This window comes from Helicobacter canis (genome assembly GCF_008693005.1).
Lineage (GTDB): Bacteria > Campylobacterota > Campylobacteria > Campylobacterales > Helicobacteraceae > Helicobacter_B > Helicobacter_B canis.
In genome coordinates, this window is record NZ_VXKE01000006.1 from 98,515 (window position 1) to 115,279 (window position 16,765).

Sequence of the window (16,765 nt, forward strand, 5' to 3'; positions counted from 1 at the left end):
AAGCTTTCAAGCCAGCGGGCTAAGGCTCGCTAAACTAGGCTTGAGTAGAGTTTGCCTCATCTGTGGGCTGCTCTTCTTCTGGTATGTGCGGAGCTGAAGTGTCGCAGTTTTTGATAGCCTGCTTAATTTGCGCGACTTTTTCAGCAAGCATTTCATCAATGCTCGCCATAACGCCATTAGACCCCTGCTCCATAGAAGAAATCTTGGCGTCAATAAAGGCTTTTGGTGTTGCTTTAGTTGTATTTAGCAAGCTTTGTGCCAAAGTATTTGCATCATCATGCACGGTAGCGTGGAATGCATCGATTTTCTTATAGCCCATTGTCTCACTGAAGTTCGCCTTACCATCACCTTCAAAATACCACTTCCCAAGACGGCAGGCAGTATGTGGGACTTGATTGAAGGTATCTGACACATCAAATAGCAAGGCATAAAGATTGTTTTTAAACACTGTGTGGTCAAGCTTAGCAAGTGTGCAGAATATTTGGCTATCGCAAATATTCACAGCATATTTCGCAAGGCGCGCAGAGACAAGCGTTTGGTTTGCCATTGAGTAGATCTCATCAATCCCAGATTTTACTTCCTGTGTGAAGCCCGCAGTCTCTTCGGTGCTTGTTTGAATATCGCTTGCTTCTTGCTGCATAGATTTCACAACAATGGCGATTTCTTTGGTGGCTTTTTGCGTCTTCTCTGCGAGCTTTCTCACCTCATCAGCGACAACAGCAAAGCCTCGCCCGTGCTCTCCAGCGCGTGCTGCTTCAATGGCAGCATTAAGTGCTAGGAGATTGGTCTGCTCAGCGATGTCATCAATCAGTGAGACAACATTGGTGATTTCATTACTACGCTGCGCAAGTGAAGCCACAAGCTCGGTGGCATCTTGCATTCTCTCATATAAGCAGTTGATACTCTGCTCTACATTCTCGCTTCTTTGGCGCACTTCAAAGCTCACTTGCTCGTTTTCTTGAGCTTTTGTAGAGAGTAGTCGCGTCTCCTCAAGGATTTTTTGTAACGCTGCTTGCGCATCTGTGATACCGCTTTTTAGGCTCTTGTGATACACGGCAAACAAATCAACCCCGCCATCGCCCTTGTCGCATCTAGGATTTACCTCGACAAAGCGGTAAAAAGTCGCACCATCAATATTCTCGCTCTTCACGCGCATACTATGCGTCTGTGTTGATATATGATCTTGTCCGGGCTTAAGCGCACTCACTATTTGGTCAAGATCTGGGAGATTCTGGGCGGCGTGGTTTTTAAACGCTATTTCACCATCTTTCACCCCTACAAGAGCCTCTTCAAAAGAAAAACTCGCTATCTTCTTAAAGTGCTCAACCTGCTCTCTAAGACTTCGTATCTCTTCTTCTTGCTTCTGCAAAGTCAATTTGACTTCTCTGCTTGCGCTACCAAACATCAAAAACCCCTTTAAAAAGTGTTGTAGTCTTGGGTAAATCGAGCAAGGATTCTAGCCTATCAAACCTTAAAAAGTTTTTTTATTTGCGAAAAATAAACTATAATTCCCAAAATACATTTAATATTGCGAGGTTGCGTATGAAAAATCGTCTTGAAACTCTTGAGTCTATCCTTGAGCGGCTGCGATTTTCTATCCGCCAAAATGGGCTGAAAAACTCCAAACAACGCGAAGAAATCATTAGTGTGCTTTATAAAAGTGGGACACACTTAAGCCCAGAAGAAATCGCGGCAAACTTGCGCGTGCGCGATAAATCCACAAGCATTTCCTCTGTGTATAGGATTCTAGGATTTTTGGAGAAAGAGCACTTTATCACCGCGCTAGAGCCGGGCAAAACAGGCAAACGCTACGAGATCGCCGCAAAGGAGCACCACGATCATATCATTTGCCTACATTGCGGAGATATTCAAGAGTTTGTCGATGAAGAGATAGAATCCCGCCAAATCGAAGTCGCCAAAGCCCATAAAGCCAAGCTTGTGAGCCACGATATGCGACTATTTGTTGTATGCCACAAATGCCAGCAGCACATTAAAGACTAGCGCGCCAACTCTCGCTAATGCCTAGAATCTACACGCATTTTCTACAAGCCTTTGGAGTCTTGCTTTTAGCTTTGCTTTTCTTAAGCCCTGCGCACGCGCGTGGGGAGTTTGAGAAAGTAGGCGATGTGCTCACACTTGCACCTGTTGGCGTGCTTATCGTAAGCCTTGGTATGCAAGATTATGAGGGAGCTGCCCAGCTTGTGGCAGGCTCGCTTGTTACCCAAGGGGTGATAGAAGTGGTCAAAAAGAGTTTTCAATTCGCGCACGATAGGGGGGGGCTTCATTAGATTTTGCCAAACGCCCCTGCTGTGATGATTGGAAAGGTATGCCAAGCGGGCACGCGGGTGGGAGCTTTAGTGCGGCTGGGTTTGTGTATTACCGCTATGGGTGGAAGCCATCATTGCCACTTATTGGGCTTGGGATCATCACTGATGCTTCAAGGGTTGTCGCTAGGAAGCATACTATCTGGCAGGTGCTTGCTGGAAGTGCGATCGCGTGGGGAGTGGCGTGGATCTTTACCACACCCTATAAGCCTAGAAAAGTCCTAATCACCCCAGAGATAGGCACAGATATAGCAGGCAAAGGCACTTATGGACTAAAACTTAGCTACTCGTGGTAGCTAGTAGTGCTTGCGCTCTAGCGTGATAGGAGTGGTCGCAAAATGCGCTTCATACACTGCTAAGGTTTGCTTGCTAGATTCTAGGATATTGGCATTTTGCGTGGGGGAGTTGTAGCTAGAATCTACTTTTATAGGTTTAGCTAGTAGCCCTATTGTGCGTAGCAGCTTTCTATATGCACGGCAGAAAAAGTCCTGCCGATAAAAGCGCAGCAAAAAGGCTAGGCTATAAATAGCAAGTTTGCTTGTTTTGGTGCGCTTAATTAGCTCTTTCAATCGCTGCTCCCCTAGCTCATAGTCATCTTGTATGCGAGGGTATTTGTGCCGCTCTTTAACAATGGTGGCTAAAACCATCGTGCTAGCTAGCTTTGATCGCCAAAAGGCTTGGGTCTTTTCATCTTGGAGCATTTTGGCATTAAGCATAGGCTCCCACATCCACATACTCACAGCAATATCCCCCAAAAGCGCGTAATCTCCCCCAAGCTCCCTGGCGCACTCGATACTATCTTTTGGCAGATCAAAAAGCTCCTTTTCTTTCTGCTTATTGACCCCGCCGCCAATGGACTTTGGCGAAGAGCCTATCCAAGTAAGTGGGATATGTGAGTGGATATAGGACTCCCCTAGGCTTGCAATCGCTGCGGCTGCAAAGCCATCAGGGCTAGCACTTTTGTAAAAAACTCCATTTTGCCTAGCTTTAATCTCTGCTATCACATCTCTATGCACCAAAGAGCCGGCATAAATTTGAGGCATAGCGAAAAACCCTTCCGCACTAAGCAGTGTGGGGATAAACTCTTTTTGCGCATTTTTGATGATAAATCTAGCTTCTGCCACATAGGCAGTTTGAATATCTTTGTAGCTTTCACTACACCCCGCCCAGAAGTAATACGCCCTAGCACCATTGACAATCCTTATGCCCCTTGCTTGAGCCTGCTCTATCAAGCGATCGCTTAGGTGGAGGAAGTAGGGCTGCACGCCATCATCACTGCCCACAATGCTTATCCACTCCCCTTGCGCTTGGGATAAGCACCACTCATAGTGGCTACTCATCGTGCAAACTTGCGGCGGGCGCATCGCCCTCACCCTTTTATGCGTGTAATCACGCACGAACTCATACGAGCCATCGCTTGAGTAATTATCACTCACAATGACCTCATAGTCCTCCCTATCCCCTGCTTGCTCTAGCACGCTAGCTATCGCATAGGGCACGAACTCTTTGCAGTTGCGCACGGGGATTATGATGCTGTATTTTATAGTTTGCATTTATTACTCCTTTGGTTTTGGCGTTGCATTTGAGCGATAAATCGCGGATTCTGCGGCACGGGCTTGCTCATTACCGCTTAGGTAAATCCCTTCGCCCACGTCTTGAAAACCGCAATTTCTCATCTCAACTGCTTCCGCCTGCGAGTCGTTGAAAATTGGGGTGTTGTGGGTAAAAAAACTAGAATTCTTGTTTTCACTTTCCGTTTGGCTTTCTTTCTCAAGGATTCTAGGAGTTGCGGTGGGGCTGTGGGAGCTTTGCAAACTTTGGGGAAGGTTAGCGACCTTGTCGGTCGTGCCTTTCACAAAACAAGGGACACCGCTCGCCGTAGGCGATGTTTCTTTAGTAAAGTTTGCAATACTGCCGCATTGCTCACCCAAGACCGAATCCCAGTCCCTAGAATCCATTTTTGTTTGCATTACTACTCCTTTGGTGTGGAAATCACGCGCATAAGCCCAGATTCTAGGCTGATCTTTGGGGTATAGTTAGGCAGCTTGGCGATTGGCATAGAAGCACTCAAGTATGCTTGCTTGGGTGCTTGAGCTAGGCGCATTTGCCCCCCCCCCCCGTTTTTGCGGATGCGTTAGAGCAGCTTGTAGAGAAAATCTCATCAACGCTTATGGGCATTTGGATTGGCGAAATCGCGCTCTTACGCGCACCAAAATCTAGCGGCAAAGACGCATTAGCTAGGGTCTCAAACAAGCTAGCTAGGTCTCTTAGGCTTATGCGGTTTGTGGATTCTAGGGTGTAGATGGTGCTTGTATGCAGGCACTCTATGGAGTCTATGGCTAGAGCAAAGCCACTGGCAATATCATCGATATGGGTTAGATCTAGCACTTGTAGCCCATCGCTCATTGCTAGATTCTGCTTTGGGGGATTGTGTAAAAGATCGCGCCAAAGGCTTAGGATCTTGCCCCTAGTGTCCATCTCTCCATAGGTGTCATAGAGCAAGATATGCACGATTTTGCTCGGCAGAGTCGCTGCATAATGCACGCAAATATCATAAAACGCCTGCTTTGTAGCTGCATAGAGATTGAAGGGGCTATAAGTTGTGGCATTGGCAAATTGGAAGTAGGAGAGTGTGTTGATAAAAAAGCGCGCTTGCGTTTTGCCCAAAGCCTCTAAAATCTGCGCCCCTAGCGTGATATTTGCCGTGATAAGATTAGCAATATCACTAGCCCCGCTCTGCCCACTTTGCACAAATGCTGCTAAATGCACCACACCATCAATGTGGTAGCTCGCAAAAATCGCTTCTAGCGACTCTATACTCCCATCATAGTGCGCGATCGTGCAATATGGCGCGATGGCTTTTGTATCACTACTAGGGCGCACAAGAGCTATGATGTGGTATCGCTTATGATAGAGCTTAATAAAGTGTGAGCCGATGAAGCCGCTAGAGCCTGTTAGCAAGATGGTTTGCATTAGCTAGCCCTTGCTAGTTTGGGCATTAGCTGCTGCTTGGTGGATTCGGCTTTGCGCGATAAATCGGCGATTGCTTCATCGACCCTGCGGTTACGCACACCAAGTGCGCGCCCTTGTGTCGCTTCGCAAAGCCCCGATTTCTCATCGCAAATCCTAGAATCCTGCGCTGGCGTTTTTAGGTTTTGTGCTTCATTCCTAGAATCTAGCCTTGCTTGCGCCTGCGAGCTGGCTACTCCAAAAGCGGATTCTAGCTCCAATATCCTAGAATCCTGTGCGGAGTGCTTTAGAATTGTTGCGGTGCTAGAATCTACTTTTTTATCGTCATTGCGAGATTTTGCCCTAGCAAAATCGTGGCAATCCACAAATTCTGCGCTAGCAGAATTGACTACCCTAGAATCTACAAAAACTTGACTAGTAAGAAAATCTAATGGGGGGGGGGCATAAATGTTTGGGTTTTACTAGAATCTACCTCTTCACTATCGGTATTTTTGTCGTCATTGCGAGCGAATTGAAAATCCGCGTGGCAATCCATAATTTTTACGCTAGCAAAAAGGTCAGTGCTAGAATCCACTTTTTGCGTTTCTTGCTCGTTTTCAAACAAGGATTCTAGCTCTTGTGTGCCAGCTCTCCCTGTGAGAAGCGACTTTATCGCCTTGAGTGTAGCAAAGACAGCATAGCAATGCTCTCTCATATACCACTTAGCTCTCTCCTGCCAGCTAGGATGCACGCCAAAGAGCCTAAACTGCTGGCGCAAGCGCATTTGCGCATAGAGTCTAAGCAAGGGCAAATGCGCAAAATACCGACTCCACCACTCGTGATTCCCCACAAGCTGGGCGTGGGTAAGCTTGCGCGTAAAGCCCAAAAACATCTGCGGATTTTGCAGGATCATCATTAGCGCGACATTTGGATCCTTGCAGCTTGAAGCTTCATAGTGATTGCGTGTAAGCAGATCTCCACGATAGCAGAAAACTTCCCCACAAAGTGCCGCACGATTGAAAAATGTCATATCTCCACTAGGAGCTTCGCTCTCATCATAGCCACCGATTTCTATGCACTTAGCGCGATTATGTAGCATAGCCCTAGGAGGCAAATCGCAAAAGCCATCGCTAAAGCTAGCTTGCATTTGCAGCTTTTGCAAGCGCGCTTGCGTTATACACTTGCTATAAAGCCTTTGCAAAGGCGTGCGCGGATATATCTGGCTTGCATCTTCTATCGCGCCTATAAGCAGAGCTTGGGAGTAGGCAGGATTTATAGCAAGAGTGTGCATCGTAGAGAGATAGCTAGGTAGCAGCTCATCATCACTATGGAGCAAGCATACCCACTTGCCAGAAGCTAGCTCTAAGCAGCGATTCCAATTCCCTAGACCGCCGATATTTTGGGCGTTTTGATAGTAGGTTATACGGCTAGCAAATTCTTGCAGCATAGATTCTGCGGGATAGCTTATTGGCTCAAGCGGATTTTCTACGACAATGATTTCATAAGGCTTATCAAAGTCCTGCGCTAGCGCGCTAAGGATCGCTCGGCGTAGGAGGGTTATGCGGTTGTAGGTAGGGATAGCAATAGTGAAGAGTGGCTTTTCTTGTGGCGATTCAGCTTTTAGCGAAAAATGCGGGAGCGGCGAAAAATCGCGGCGGTCACTACCGCTAAGGTAGCTCCCTTGCGATTTTCCTTGCAACCCACATTTTTCATCTAAAATCTTAGAATCGCTTGGGCTTTCCCCAGAATCCGCTTTTTGCGTTGCTTGCTCGTTTTTGTCAAAAGTGGATTCTAGGCTTCCCAAATCCTGCCGCCTAGTCGCATTTTGAGAAAACACATTTTGAGCGTTTTTGTCAAAAATCCTAGAATCCTGTGCGGACTGCTTTAGAATTGTGGCGTTGTGGGCAGAAAAACTAGAATCCACTTTTTTATCGTCATTGCGAGCGTTGTCGCTAGCCAACGCGTGGCAATCCACACTAGAATCTACAGCTTCGGCTACACCTGCTAATGACAAAGAAAAGCTAGAATCTAAACTTTGCCTAAAAACACATAGCGATTCTACTTCCGCATTTAGGGCGAAATTATCCCTAGGGTAGATGAAGCTTGTAGGGTCAAAGCTAGGGTCTAAATACTGCTTGCATCGCCGCTCTACTTCAGCGATAATGGCGTATTGATCGGCTTTGGTGTAGGTGGTTTGGAGGTTATCGCCCACACCATAAAAAATTGTCGTGCTAGACGATTGTGCTTTTTGGGTTTTAGGCATTGCAAAACTCCCTAATCTCACGCGCGATATACTCTATCTGCGCTTGCTCTAGCCCCGGATACACCCCCACCCAAAAGCCCCTTTCCATCATCGCATTTGTGCGCGCTAGATCGCCTACCACGCGATAGTCTCTGCCATTTTCTAAATGTGTGAAGCAAGGGTGCTTAGTGATATTGCCTGCAAAAAGTGCGCGCGTTTGGATACCTTTAGATTCTAGGTGCTGCACAAGATCTGCACGCCGCTTTGCACTATCTACCACCATCAAGCAGCCAAACCAGCTTGGGCTAGCCTCATCTCTAGCACTAATGATACTAAGCCCCCTTACTCCTTGCAAAAGCTCGCATAATCGCGCGTGATTCTCGCGCCTTTTTTCACCAAAGGATTCTAGCTTCTCTAGCTGCGCTACGCCAATGGCTGCTTGCAAGTCCGTGGCTTTGAGATTGAAGCCAAAATGACTATACACATACTTATGATCATAGCCATAAGGCAGTGCGCCACACTGCTTAGAGAATCTCGCTCCACAAGTATTATCCACTCCGCTTTCACAGAAGCACTCCCGCCCCCAATCGCGCATTGATAGCAGGATCTTTTTTAGCAGTGGATCGCTTGTATAGACCGCACCACCCTCACCTGTGGTTAGATGATGTGGGGGGTAGAATGAGCTTGTGCCAATATCGCCAAATGTGCCTGTCTTGCGCCCTTGGTAGAGCGAGCCAAGTGCATCGCAGTTATCTTCAACAAGCCAGAGATTATGCCTAGTGCAAAAGTCTTTCACACTTGCTATATCAAAGGGGCTGCCCAAAGTGTGGGCGATCATCACCGCCTTTGTTTTAGGGCTTAGGGCAGGCTCTAGTGCGCGGACATCGATATTCGCACGCTCATCAATATCCACAAACACCGGCACCGCGCCATACTGCACAATAGGCGCGATAGTCGTGGGGAAGCCTGCGGCAAGGGTTATGATCTCATCGCCCCTTTTGACCTGCCGCTCGCCCAAAAGCGGAGAAGTTAGGGCGAAAAACGCCAGCAGATTTGCACTAGAGCCAGAATTTACCATTAGCGCGTATTTCACGCCAAGATACTTTGCTAAACTCTGCTCAAATTTCTTTGTCCATTTTCCGCTTGTGAGCCAAAACTCTAGCACCGCTTCTGTGGCGTTTATCATCTCGCGCTCATCAAACACCCTGCCAGCATAATTGATCCTAGAAGCTCCGGGGACAAACCCCTGCCCCGAAGCGTGCGCTAGGGCATAATACTCGCGCACTTTTTCTATGATTTCTTTATGTAGCTGCTCTTTAGTCATTTTCTATCCTAGTCGCTCTTTATGCTTTGCTCTGCTTGCATTCTAAAAGCGCGTATTTTAGCATATTTGGCTTTATTTTATACATTGATAGCAAGCCTGCTTGCGATTCAGCTTTGCGCGATAAATCGTGGATTGCTTCACGCGTGCTGCAGTTACATACGCCAAGTATGCGCCCTTGCACGCGCTCGCAAAGCCCCGATTTCTCATCGCAAATCTTAGAATCGCTTGGGCTTTCCCTAGAAAATGGATTCTAGGCTAAAGTGATCGATATAGGCTTTGTGCTTCTCCTTGTGGAGAAAGAAAAAGTTTGTCTCTTGTGTTTGATCTGTCATTGTTTCTAAGCGCGTAAGCCTTAAAGCACTATCCCGCTCGCAAGCATAATAGCACTCATAGCCTAGCCCCTCCAACATCTCAATAATCTCATTAGGGTGATAGTCATACTTTGCCGCCCATTTTCTAAGCATTTCTACAAAAAGTATCGGCTTATACTTCTCTATGCTTTTTAGTCCCCCTCTAAGCGCGAAAATCTCCGCCCCCTCCACATCAAGCTTGATAAAATCTATGCACTCCACACCCTGTGCTTTGACATACTCATCAAGCTGCTCTACCTTACATACGATCTTTTCATTTTCCTTTTCTTCGTGCATAATCGCAGCAGAAGCATTGCCGAAATCCTGCTTATAGACATAGAATGTCAGCTCCCCACTCTTGTCAAACAGCCCAAAGTTGTTGATACGCACGCGATCTTGCACGCCGTTGTAGTAGGCATTGGCGATAAACTGCCTATAAGTGCTCTCTATTGGCTCAAAGGCGTGGATCGTGGCATTTCTCCCCTTGGCTAGGGCTATGGAGTAATACCCGATATTCCCGCCAATGTCAAACACAAGCGCGCCATCTTCTACAAGCTCAAATATCATCGCACTATCTAGTCTCTCATAGTGCCTGAAGTTTAAAATCTCTAGCGGGGTCATTCGCTCGCAGTCTTTTTGTAGCAGCAAGGTTACCCCCCCCCCCCGTTGTTTATGGTGGGCAGACTTGCGCGCACTTTCACGCAATTAGGCGTAATGCTGATTTCTTCTATATCACATCTAGTGATAAACTCCGCATACTCAAAAAGCCTGCTATGGAGCTCATACATCTGCGTGATATACTCTGGCTTTGGTAGTTTGCCTGATAAAAAGGCGGATTCTAGGGTTTGAAGTGTTTTCATAAATAGCTCCTTATTGTTTTGCTAAATCCTTCTTCTATGCTGACTTTTGGGGTAAATCCTAGGGCATTAAGCTTGGCTGTCTTCACATCACAAGAGAGTATCGGGCTTGGCATATAGCTCTCATTTGGAGGCTCAAAGCGCACTTTTAAGCCCTTTTCTGGGAAGAGGCTTGCGATGATTTGCGCTAGCTCTTTAATGCTCACCACTCCTTGCTCATTAGCTACATTGTAGGCTTCATTATTCGCTCCTTTTGTCAAAATCAAAAAATACGCCAAAGTCGCATCGCTTAGGTAGAGAAAGCTTCTTTTGGCTTCTCCACTGCTTGTTAGCACGATGTCTTGCCCCATCACCACAGAGCGCACAAAGTCGGCAAACACCCTGCCATCATCTAGCTTCATACCCGGACCATAAGTGTGGAATGGGCGCACGATTTTTACAGGCAGCCCATACTCGCTCCCATAAGCTATGCAGAGATTCTCGCCCATTCTTTTAGACTCGGCGTAGCAGGAGCGCAAAGAAGTGGGATCGACTATGCCATAGGCGTTTTCATCAATCTCCCCAGCAAACTCCCCATACACCTCGCCGCTAGAAAAGTAGAGGATTGATCTCACAGGATTTGTGCGCGCGAGATTTAGCATATTGATCGTGCCAAGCACATTGGGGTAGATCACTGATAGTGGCGCATCTTTGTAGAATCTAGGGCTAGCAGGAGAAGCGGCGTGGATAATGTAGTGGATAGGATAGGGGAGGCTAAGTGACTCGCTCACATCTTGGGTAATTAGGACTAGGTCTTGCCTATCAAGGTAGGGGGCGAAGACTTCTGCCGCGTGCTTATAGTTGCGCACTAGAGCTAGGACACGGCAGGGAGAGTGCTTAAGAAGCGTGGTATTAAGATTTAGCAGGGTCTTTGCCATATAGGCGGGCAGGAAGCCGTTTGCCCCGGTGATTAGGATATTGGCATTGGCAAAGAGCTGCCAATTTATGAGGGGGGAGGTGGTGATGGCGGTAAAGTCTTCTTCTAGCATTTTATCTCTCCTTGGTGCTTTGTGGTAGATTGGGCTTTTTCTGGTTTTGGCGTTGGCTTTGCTGCGCTTTTGGTGGATTCTGCGCGGTGGGCTTGCTCATTACCGCTTAGGTAAATCCCTGCGCCCACCGCTTGAAAACCCCCAAAATCATCAGCAAATCCTGCCGCCTGAGGCTTTTGTATCAAACGCGCTTTGAGCATTGTGGGCAAAAATCCTAGAATCCTTTGCTGGCGTTTTTAGAGTTGGGGCGTTGTTGCTGTCATTGCGAGTAAGCGCGGTAGCGATTGCGTGGCAATCCATTTGCGTTTTGTCAAAAGTGGATTCTAGGAATGTGTGTAAAGAGTAGGTGCTAGTGTGTAGCTTGTGGTGTTTAGATTCTAGGGTGTGGGGGCTAGACTTGTGGGGTATGGATTGCCACGATTTTGCTAGCGCAAAATCTCGCAATGACAGCTTTTTAGATTCTAGTGCGATGGATTCTAAGATTTTAGGACTAGAATCCACTTTTTGCGCTTTATTCTTATGGATTGCCGCGCCGCCGTTGTCGGCTCGCAATGACGATAAAAACGAGGATTCTAGTTTAGAGCTGCTCGCGGTTGGATTTGGGTGATAAAAATGGGGCTTTGCAAGCGCGTGCAAGGGCGCATACTTGGCGTATGTAACCGCAGATCGCGCGCCGCAATCGCCATTTTTAGCCCCAAAGCCTACGCGCTCAAGGTTACCCCCCCCCCCCGTTGTTGTCAGCCCACATCTCCCCAATCCTACTCAAATACGGATCTGCCTTGATAGACTCTACATCTAGGCTAGTGAGATTACTTGCAAAATACTCGCGCATAGATTCTATGGCGTGGCTGTGGGGGGTGAGCTTTAGGGCTGGCATTGCTGATAAAAGCCTAGAGTTGTCGCTGGTGTATTGATTGTTTAGCCCAGATTCTATGAAGTGGATCGGCGACTTGTAGGGGGAAGTGGCGTTGATGATCTTGGCTAGCTCGCTTAAGAGTATGCCCCTGCCACTGCTGGCATTATAGACCCTATGATCTAGGCTAGCAATGCTAGCGTGCAAGAAGTGGTCAATTATGCGCAAAAGATCATCGATGTAGATGTAGTCAAAAATGCAGTCCTTGTAGATGGTGATTGGCAGGTGTAAGAGATTTTTGACAATGGCGTTTGAGATGAACTTGTAGCGGTAGTTTTCCCCCTCTCCATAGCAGCCAAAGATACGCAGGGAGATGACATTGCCGCGCGTGGATTCTATGAAGCGCGAGCACACGCCCTTGTAGAATCCATAGGAGTCAAGCGGCAGGCTCTCTAGGTAGCTAGGCTCGCTTGCAGATACGATGGGCTTGTGCTTGCTATACTCCGCCCCAGAGCCAAAGTGCAGGATTTTCTCTACCCTATTGGCTTGGCTCATAATGGCAAAAAACATTCGCAGATTATACTCGGCGATGTCGTGCAAGCCCATCGTGTCGCGCCCGCCGCCGCGGTTGGCTAGGTGGATAATGTGGGAGATTTTATGCGCTTTTATGTAGGAGCTGACCGCCGCTTCTTTGCTCAAGTCCAGCTCTTTGCTACTTGGGGCATAGATTGTGTAGCTATATCTAGCGTGTAAGAACTCCTGCAACGCCCTGCCGATAAACCCTGCCCCTCCGGTGATTAGTAGGCGCATTAGCTGTCCATAGGCTTAATGATCATTTCTTGGTAGAATTCTTCTCTATCAAGGTAAGGATACATATCTTCAAGAGGCTTTGAAATCATCGTGCCATCATCTAGTTTAAGCGATGAGACATTAGGGATTATCTCTTGGTTTTGTGGGCATATAATCTCACAAATCACCGGTTTATCGATAGCAAATACTTTATCTAGCGTTTGGCTTAGGCTCTGCACGCTATCTACTTTGAAAAACTCTATGCCATATGCATAAGCAATTTTCTCTAAGATTGGAAAAGATATGCCAGAATCCACATCGGTCCCTATATGCACCCCAGCAAAAAACTTATCCTGTGTAGCTCGTATGGATAAATAGCCGTTGTTGTTCCATACAAAAAGCTTAATTGGTAGCTGATAATGCACCATTGTTTGAAGCTCTTGGATATTTATTTGCAGCGACCCATCACCTGTGATACCAATGACTTCTTGCCGCTGCTTACCAAAGCATACCCCTATACAAGCAGGCAAGCTAAAGCCCATATCTGCTTGCGCTCCAGAAGTGATATAGCGATTATCTCGTGTTAAAAAAAGTGCTTGCGAAGCTACATAATACGCCGAGCCAGCATCGCTAACTATCACAGAATCTTTGCGCAGCTTTTTACATAAATGCTCAATGAAAGTATATTTATTGATAAATGGTTCATTGTTATAGCGTGGTTCAAATGGAGTCCATTTTTTCTTCCACTTATTGCATAGCTCTAACCACTTTGTAAAGCAGCTAGGCTCTGGCACTATCTCTTTAGATTGACTAAAGAAATCGCGCAAATCCATTTGTATAAATTCATCGATTGCTATGGTATTTTTCTTATGCTCATTAGAATCTATATCGATTACCACCACCTTTGCTTCTCTAGCAAAGCTTCCATACTCAAACCCTGTCGCAGCGACACTAAGCCTACACCCAAGCACTAAGACAAAATCAGCATTCTGCAAGGCAAAATTCCCAGCTCTATCGCCTTTGATACCTATGCGCCCTATAAAATGTGGCTCATCGTGCGGCAGCAAATCAATCCCTAAAAATGATGTAACCACAGGGACATTAAACCTTTGCACAAATTCCCTAAATGCCCCTACGCTATTTGATAGCCTAATACCATTGCCAGCAATAATGATGGGGCGTTTTGCGTGGGCTAATTGCTCTAAAATCTTATCAATACGCAGCCCACATCTTTCATCAATATAATCAAAATGCTTCAAGCTACTCTCATCAATAATGGCTGATTGTATATCCATAGGAATATCTATCCACACAGGTCCGGGTCTGCCACTTTTGCTTACAAAATAAGCTTTTTCTAAATGATAGGCGATTTGCTTGGGGTCTGTGATTGTTAGGGCGTATTTTGTAATTGGCTTTACAATGGAGACAATATCCGCTTCTTGCACGCCAAACTGCCTAAGGGGTGCAGGAGATAAACACGAAGCTTCTTTTGTTTTAACCTGCCCAGAGATGATAAAAAGTGGGGTGTTATCTTGGTAGGCATCTAGCACGCCTGTTAGCGCATTTGTCCCACCGCAACCTGTTGTAACACAAACCACACCAATGGTGTTTGTGTATTTTGCAAAGCCAAGCGCAGCCATAGCAGCAGCTTGCTCGTGGTGCGTAAAAATAGATTCTATATCTTTATGCCTGCCTATACTATCATTTAAAAACATAGCCCCACCACCTGTTACCATAAACACTTGCTTTACCCCAAGTTTTTTGGCGATAAAGTCCGCTACATAATCAGCTACGCTTTTCATAATACTCTCCTAGTGCCTGCTTGATATTTGCGATAGCTTTATTGATATTGTGGGTATTATTGACATAGCACATACGCACAAATCCTTCACCAGCACTCCCGAAGCTTGTCCCAGCAAGTAGTGCCACACCTGCTTTATGTAAAGCAAAATTAGCAAATTCATCACTACTCATACCTGTTTTAGTAATGTTTGGAAAAGCATAAATCGCCCCGTCTGGCTCTATGCAACTCACACCGGGTAAAGAGTTTAGCCCATCTACTAAGACTTTTTTACGCATAGCATATTCGTTTTTCATAGATTGTATTTCTTGTTGATCGCCTTTAATCGCGTCTATCCCTGCTCTTTGTATAAAAGGTGGGACACAAGAAATAATCGTAGAGAGTAAAAGCCCCATTTTTTCTATCACTTGCGCTGGTCCTATGGCGACTCCAAGCCGCCAACCTGTCATCGCAAAACCCTTGCTAAAACCATTTAAAATAATTGTCCTATCCTTACAATGATCCAAAAAAGATGGGCTGAAAAATGGCTTATTCTCGTCAAAAATCAAGCGAGAATAAATCTCATCACTTAGCAAAAATATATTGTGCTTCTTTGCAATATATGCAACCTCTTCAATCTCGTGGGGAAACATCACAGAGCCTGTTGGATTGCTTGGAGTATTTAAGATAATTAGCCTTGTTTTGGGAGTAATGCACTTTTGCAAATCTTTTGGCTGAAGCCTAAAGCCATTTTCTTCCTTAAGCTCCACAGGCACGGCTACTGCCCCACACGCTTTGATCGCCGTATAGTAAGTGGGGAATCCGGGATTTGGGATAATCACTTCTTCTTCTGGATTGACAAGGCATTTAATAGCAAGATAGATGATAGAGTTTGCACCCGGTGTTACTAAAATTTGCTCAATATCTGGGGTAAAATGCCTGCTAAAGCTTGTAGCCTGCTGGGCTGCTAGCCTAAAATCATAAAGCCCCATTGAGCTTGTGTAATGTGTCTCTCCATCTCGCAAGCTTTTGATAGCAGAATCCACTATATTTCTTGGCGTATCAAAATCTGGCTCTCCTAGCTCAAAGTGTAAAATCTCTTTTCCCTCTCGCTCTAACCTTAAGGCTTCATCTAGGATTTTAAACATAGGCTGCCCATCAATTTGCGAAGCAATCATCGATAAAGTAGTCATAGTAGCTCCATATACTCCCCAAGGTGCTTGTGGCTTAAGATCGTGCCGCTTTGGCTCCACTCTCTATACCACGCTACGCTCTTTTGTATCGCTTCTGTGGCACTCCATAGTGGGCTAAATCCTAGCAGGTTTATAGCCTTGCTAGAATCCAGTGCTAGCAGCCCGCTCTCGTGCAAGCTAGAATCTGGCTCAATAGTGTAGGCGATCTGCCCCCACTCCTGCTGCGCTAGCTCTAGCACCTGCTCCACGCGCAAGATCTGCTCCCCACTAGGTCCAAAGTTAAAGCTACTAGCGCACTCTATGCGCCCTGCTAGCAGAGCTTGCCCTAGTAGCAAGTAGCCCTGCAAGCTCTCGCATACAAACTGCCACGGGCGCGTGGCGTGCGGACTCCTAATGTGTGCTTTGCCGCTAGTGCGAGCTGCGCGCACGAGATCTGGCAGCAGCCTATCTTGGCTAAAGTCCCCACCGCCGATCACATTGCCAGCTCTAGCAGTGGCGATTAGCACGCTATGCCCCTTACTCCCGCTTGCGCCGTAATCTTCTGGGTGGAAAAAGCTCCTGCGCATAGAGTCTGTGATGATCTCCGCGCACGCCTTAGACGCGCTGTAAGGATCATAGCCGCCAAGCGCATCGCACTCCCTATACCCATAGAGCCACTCTTTGTTCTCATAGACTTTATCAGTGGTTACAATCACTACCGCGCGCACAGATTCTAGCTTGCGGCAGGCATTTAGCACATTAGCAACGCCTAGGGCGTTTGTGGCAAAGCTTCCTAGCGGGTCTTGGTAGCTTTGCCTTACAAGCGGCTGCGCTGCTAGGTGGAGCACCACTTCAGGCTTGGCTTCTTGCAGGGCGGATTCTAGCGTGGCGTAGTCGCTGATGTCTGCTAGCCACTCTTTGGCAAAAAGCCTTTGCGCACCGCTTAGAGTGTAGTGGCTAGGCTCTTGTGGGGGCAGGGAGTAGCCATAGAGCCTAGCCCCTAAGTGTGAGAGCCACAGAGCTAGCCACGAGCCTTTGAAGCCGGTATGCCCCGTTAGCAAGACTCTTTTACCGCGGTAAGCTTCATCAAACATTGC

The 16,765-nt window shown here is 46.8% G+C and carries 19 protein-coding genes and 1 pseudogene; 3 read left to right on the forward strand and 17 right to left on the reverse strand.

Translation table 11 applies throughout. From position 1 onward, the window contains the following. Positions 1-34: 34 nt before the first annotated feature. Positions 35-1,405, reverse strand: a complete 1,371-nt coding sequence (locus F4V45_RS09895) for a methyl-accepting chemotaxis protein (protein ID WP_150336891.1) — start codon at positions 1,403-1,405, stop codon at positions 35-37. 137 nt (positions 1,406-1,542) lie between these two features. Between F4V45_RS09895 and fur the strand changes: the two genes are divergently transcribed. Both fur and F4V45_RS02400 read left to right on the forward strand, forming a co-directional pair. Beyond that, positions 1,543-2,001, forward strand: coding sequence for a ferric iron uptake transcriptional regulator (gene fur, locus F4V45_RS02395; protein ID WP_150336892.1), 459 nt, complete (start codon positions 1,543-1,545; stop codon positions 1,999-2,001). Positions 2,002-2,018: 17 nt separating this feature from the next. Next, positions 2,019-2,620, forward strand: a pseudogene (locus tag F4V45_RS02400) (phosphatase PAP2 family protein). Here the strand turns inward: F4V45_RS02400 and F4V45_RS02405 are convergent. The 7 genes from F4V45_RS02405 to rfbH form a co-directional block, all read right to left on the reverse strand. Further along, positions 2,621-3,877 (reverse strand): glycosyltransferase family 2 protein, encoded by a 1,257-nt coding sequence (locus tag F4V45_RS02405; protein WP_150336893.1) that lies wholly within the window; start codon positions 3,875-3,877, stop codon positions 2,621-2,623. A gap of 3 nt (positions 3,878-3,880) precedes the next feature. After that, positions 3,881-4,294: a hypothetical protein gene (locus F4V45_RS09540; RefSeq protein ID WP_210670646.1), complete on the reverse strand. Its 414-nt coding sequence runs from the start codon at positions 4,292-4,294 to the stop codon at positions 3,881-3,883. A gap of 2 nt (positions 4,295-4,296) precedes the next feature. Next, positions 4,297-4,428 carry a hypothetical protein gene (locus F4V45_RS09900; protein ID WP_281292470.1) on the reverse strand — a complete coding sequence of 44 codons (132 nt, stop codon included), beginning with the start codon at positions 4,426-4,428 and terminating at the stop codon, positions 4,297-4,299. Continuing rightward, positions 4,419-5,297: an NAD-dependent epimerase/dehydratase family protein gene (locus F4V45_RS02410; protein ID WP_150336894.1), complete on the reverse strand. Its 879-nt coding sequence runs from the start codon at positions 5,295-5,297 to the stop codon at positions 4,419-4,421. The genes F4V45_RS09900 and F4V45_RS02410 overlap by 10 nt, the downstream gene beginning before the upstream one ends. Beyond that, complete coding sequence (locus F4V45_RS02415) at positions 5,297-5,659, reverse strand: hypothetical protein (RefSeq protein WP_150336895.1); 363 nt, start codon at positions 5,657-5,659, stop codon at positions 5,297-5,299. Before F4V45_RS02415 ends, F4V45_RS02410 begins: the two co-directional genes overlap by 1 nt. Before the next feature lie 62 nt (positions 5,660-5,721). Continuing rightward, positions 5,722-7,536 (reverse strand): glycosyltransferase family 2 protein, encoded by a 1,815-nt coding sequence (locus F4V45_RS02420; protein WP_150336896.1) that lies wholly within the window; start codon positions 7,534-7,536, stop codon positions 5,722-5,724. Beyond that, on the reverse strand, positions 7,529-8,839 hold the full coding sequence (rfbH, locus tag F4V45_RS02425) for a lipopolysaccharide biosynthesis protein RfbH (RefSeq protein WP_150336897.1): 1,311 nt from the start codon (positions 8,837-8,839) through the stop codon (positions 7,529-7,531). The genes F4V45_RS02420 and rfbH overlap by 8 nt, the downstream gene beginning before the upstream one ends. Positions 8,840-8,865: 26 nt before the next feature. Here rfbH and F4V45_RS02430 point away from each other — a divergent pair, with 26 nt between their 5' ends. Continuing rightward, positions 8,866-9,093, forward strand: a complete 228-nt coding sequence (locus F4V45_RS02430) for a hypothetical protein (RefSeq protein ID WP_150336898.1) — start codon at positions 8,866-8,868, stop codon at positions 9,091-9,093. On the opposite strand, the gene F4V45_RS02435 is transcribed toward F4V45_RS02430, so the two are convergent. From F4V45_RS02435 to rfbG, 9 genes are read right to left on the reverse strand one after another with little or no spacing between them, the layout of a single operon-like run. Beyond that, entirely contained in the window at positions 9,076-9,894 is an 819-nt protein-coding gene (locus F4V45_RS02435) for an FkbM family methyltransferase (RefSeq protein WP_170235130.1), read from the reverse strand. The two genes, F4V45_RS02430 and F4V45_RS02435, sit on opposite strands and share 18 nt — an antisense overlap. After that, positions 9,840-10,049 (reverse strand): hypothetical protein, encoded by a 210-nt coding sequence (locus F4V45_RS02440; protein WP_150336900.1) that lies wholly within the window; start codon positions 10,047-10,049, stop codon positions 9,840-9,842. Before F4V45_RS02440 ends, F4V45_RS02435 begins: the two co-directional genes overlap by 55 nt. Continuing rightward, positions 10,046-11,074: an NAD-dependent epimerase/dehydratase family protein gene (locus F4V45_RS02445; RefSeq protein ID WP_150336901.1), complete on the reverse strand. Its 1,029-nt coding sequence runs from the start codon at positions 11,072-11,074 to the stop codon at positions 10,046-10,048. The genes F4V45_RS02440 and F4V45_RS02445 overlap by 4 nt, the downstream gene beginning before the upstream one ends. After that, positions 11,068-11,259, reverse strand: a complete 192-nt coding sequence (locus F4V45_RS09545) for a hypothetical protein (protein WP_210670639.1) — start codon at positions 11,257-11,259, stop codon at positions 11,068-11,070. The genes F4V45_RS02445 and F4V45_RS09545 overlap by 7 nt, the downstream gene beginning before the upstream one ends. Then, a complete protein-coding gene (locus F4V45_RS02450) occupies positions 11,225-11,830 on the reverse strand; it encodes a hypothetical protein (protein WP_150336902.1) in 606 nt (201 codons plus the stop codon). Before F4V45_RS02450 ends, F4V45_RS09545 begins: the two co-directional genes overlap by 35 nt. Further along, a complete protein-coding gene (locus tag F4V45_RS02455) occupies positions 11,790-12,737 on the reverse strand; it encodes an NAD-dependent epimerase/dehydratase family protein (protein ID WP_150336903.1) in 948 nt (315 codons plus the stop codon). The genes F4V45_RS02450 and F4V45_RS02455 overlap by 41 nt, the downstream gene beginning before the upstream one ends. Beyond that, complete coding sequence (locus tag F4V45_RS02460) at positions 12,737-14,518, reverse strand: thiamine pyrophosphate-binding protein (RefSeq protein WP_150336904.1); 1,782 nt, start codon at positions 14,516-14,518, stop codon at positions 12,737-12,739. Before F4V45_RS02460 ends, F4V45_RS02455 begins: the two co-directional genes overlap by 1 nt. Then, positions 14,502-15,689, reverse strand: coding sequence for a pyridoxal phosphate-dependent aminotransferase (locus F4V45_RS02465; protein WP_150336905.1), 1,188 nt, complete (start codon positions 15,687-15,689; stop codon positions 14,502-14,504). Before F4V45_RS02465 ends, F4V45_RS02460 begins: the two co-directional genes overlap by 17 nt. After that, positions 15,686-16,762 carry a CDP-glucose 4,6-dehydratase gene (gene rfbG / locus F4V45_RS02470; RefSeq protein ID WP_150336906.1) on the reverse strand — a complete coding sequence of 359 codons (1,077 nt, stop codon included), beginning with the start codon at positions 16,760-16,762 and terminating at the stop codon, positions 15,686-15,688. Before rfbG ends, F4V45_RS02465 begins: the two co-directional genes overlap by 4 nt. Positions 16,763-16,765 lie beyond the last annotated feature (3 nt).

What these genes read in the sequence shown, in the direction of transcription:
- F4V45_RS09895 (WP_150336891.1), bottom strand. Translation starts at nt 1,405, where the DNA reads ATGTTTGGTAGCGCAAGCAGAGAAGTCAAATTGACTTTGCAGAAGCAA.
- fur (WP_150336892.1), top strand. Translation starts at nt 1,543, where the DNA reads ATGAAAAATCGTCTTGAAACTCTTGAGTCTATCCTTGAGCGGCTGCGA.
- F4V45_RS02405 (WP_150336893.1), bottom strand. Translation starts at nt 3,877, where the DNA reads ATGCAAACTATAAAATACAGCATCATAATCCCCGTGCGCAACTGCAAA.
- F4V45_RS09540 (WP_210670646.1), bottom strand. Translation starts at nt 4,294, where the DNA reads ATGCAAACAAAAATGGATTCTAGGGACTGGGATTCGGTCTTGGGTGAG.
- F4V45_RS09900 (WP_281292470.1), bottom strand. Translation starts at nt 4,428, where the DNA reads ATGCGCCTAGCTCAAGCACCCAAGCAAGCATACTTGAGTGCTTCTATG.
- F4V45_RS02410 (WP_150336894.1), bottom strand. Translation starts at nt 5,297, where the DNA reads ATGCAAACCATCTTGCTAACAGGCTCTAGCGGCTTCATCGGCTCACAC.
- F4V45_RS02420 (WP_150336896.1), bottom strand. Translation starts at nt 7,536, where the DNA reads ATGCCTAAAACCCAAAAAGCACAATCGTCTAGCACGACAATTTTTTAT.
- rfbH (WP_150336897.1), bottom strand. Translation starts at nt 8,839, where the DNA reads ATGACTAAAGAGCAGCTACATAAAGAAATCATAGAAAAAGTGCGCGAG.
- F4V45_RS02440 (WP_150336900.1), bottom strand. Translation starts at nt 10,049, where the DNA reads ATGAAAACACTTCAAACCCTAGAATCCGCCTTTTTATCAGGCAAACTA.
- F4V45_RS02445 (WP_150336901.1), bottom strand. Translation starts at nt 11,074, where the DNA reads ATGCTAGAAGAAGACTTTACCGCCATCACCACCTCCCCCCTCATAAAT.
- F4V45_RS02455 (WP_150336903.1), bottom strand. Translation starts at nt 12,737, where the DNA reads ATGCGCCTACTAATCACCGGAGGGGCAGGGTTTATCGGCAGGGCGTTG.
- F4V45_RS02460 (WP_150336904.1), bottom strand. Translation starts at nt 14,518, where the DNA reads ATGAAAAGCGTAGCTGATTATGTAGCGGACTTTATCGCCAAAAAACTT.
- F4V45_RS02465 (WP_150336905.1), bottom strand. Translation starts at nt 15,689, where the DNA reads ATGACTACTTTATCGATGATTGCTTCGCAAATTGATGGGCAGCCTATG.
- rfbG (WP_150336906.1), bottom strand. Translation starts at nt 16,762, where the DNA reads ATGTTTGATGAAGCTTACCGCGGTAAAAGAGTCTTGCTAACGGGGCAT.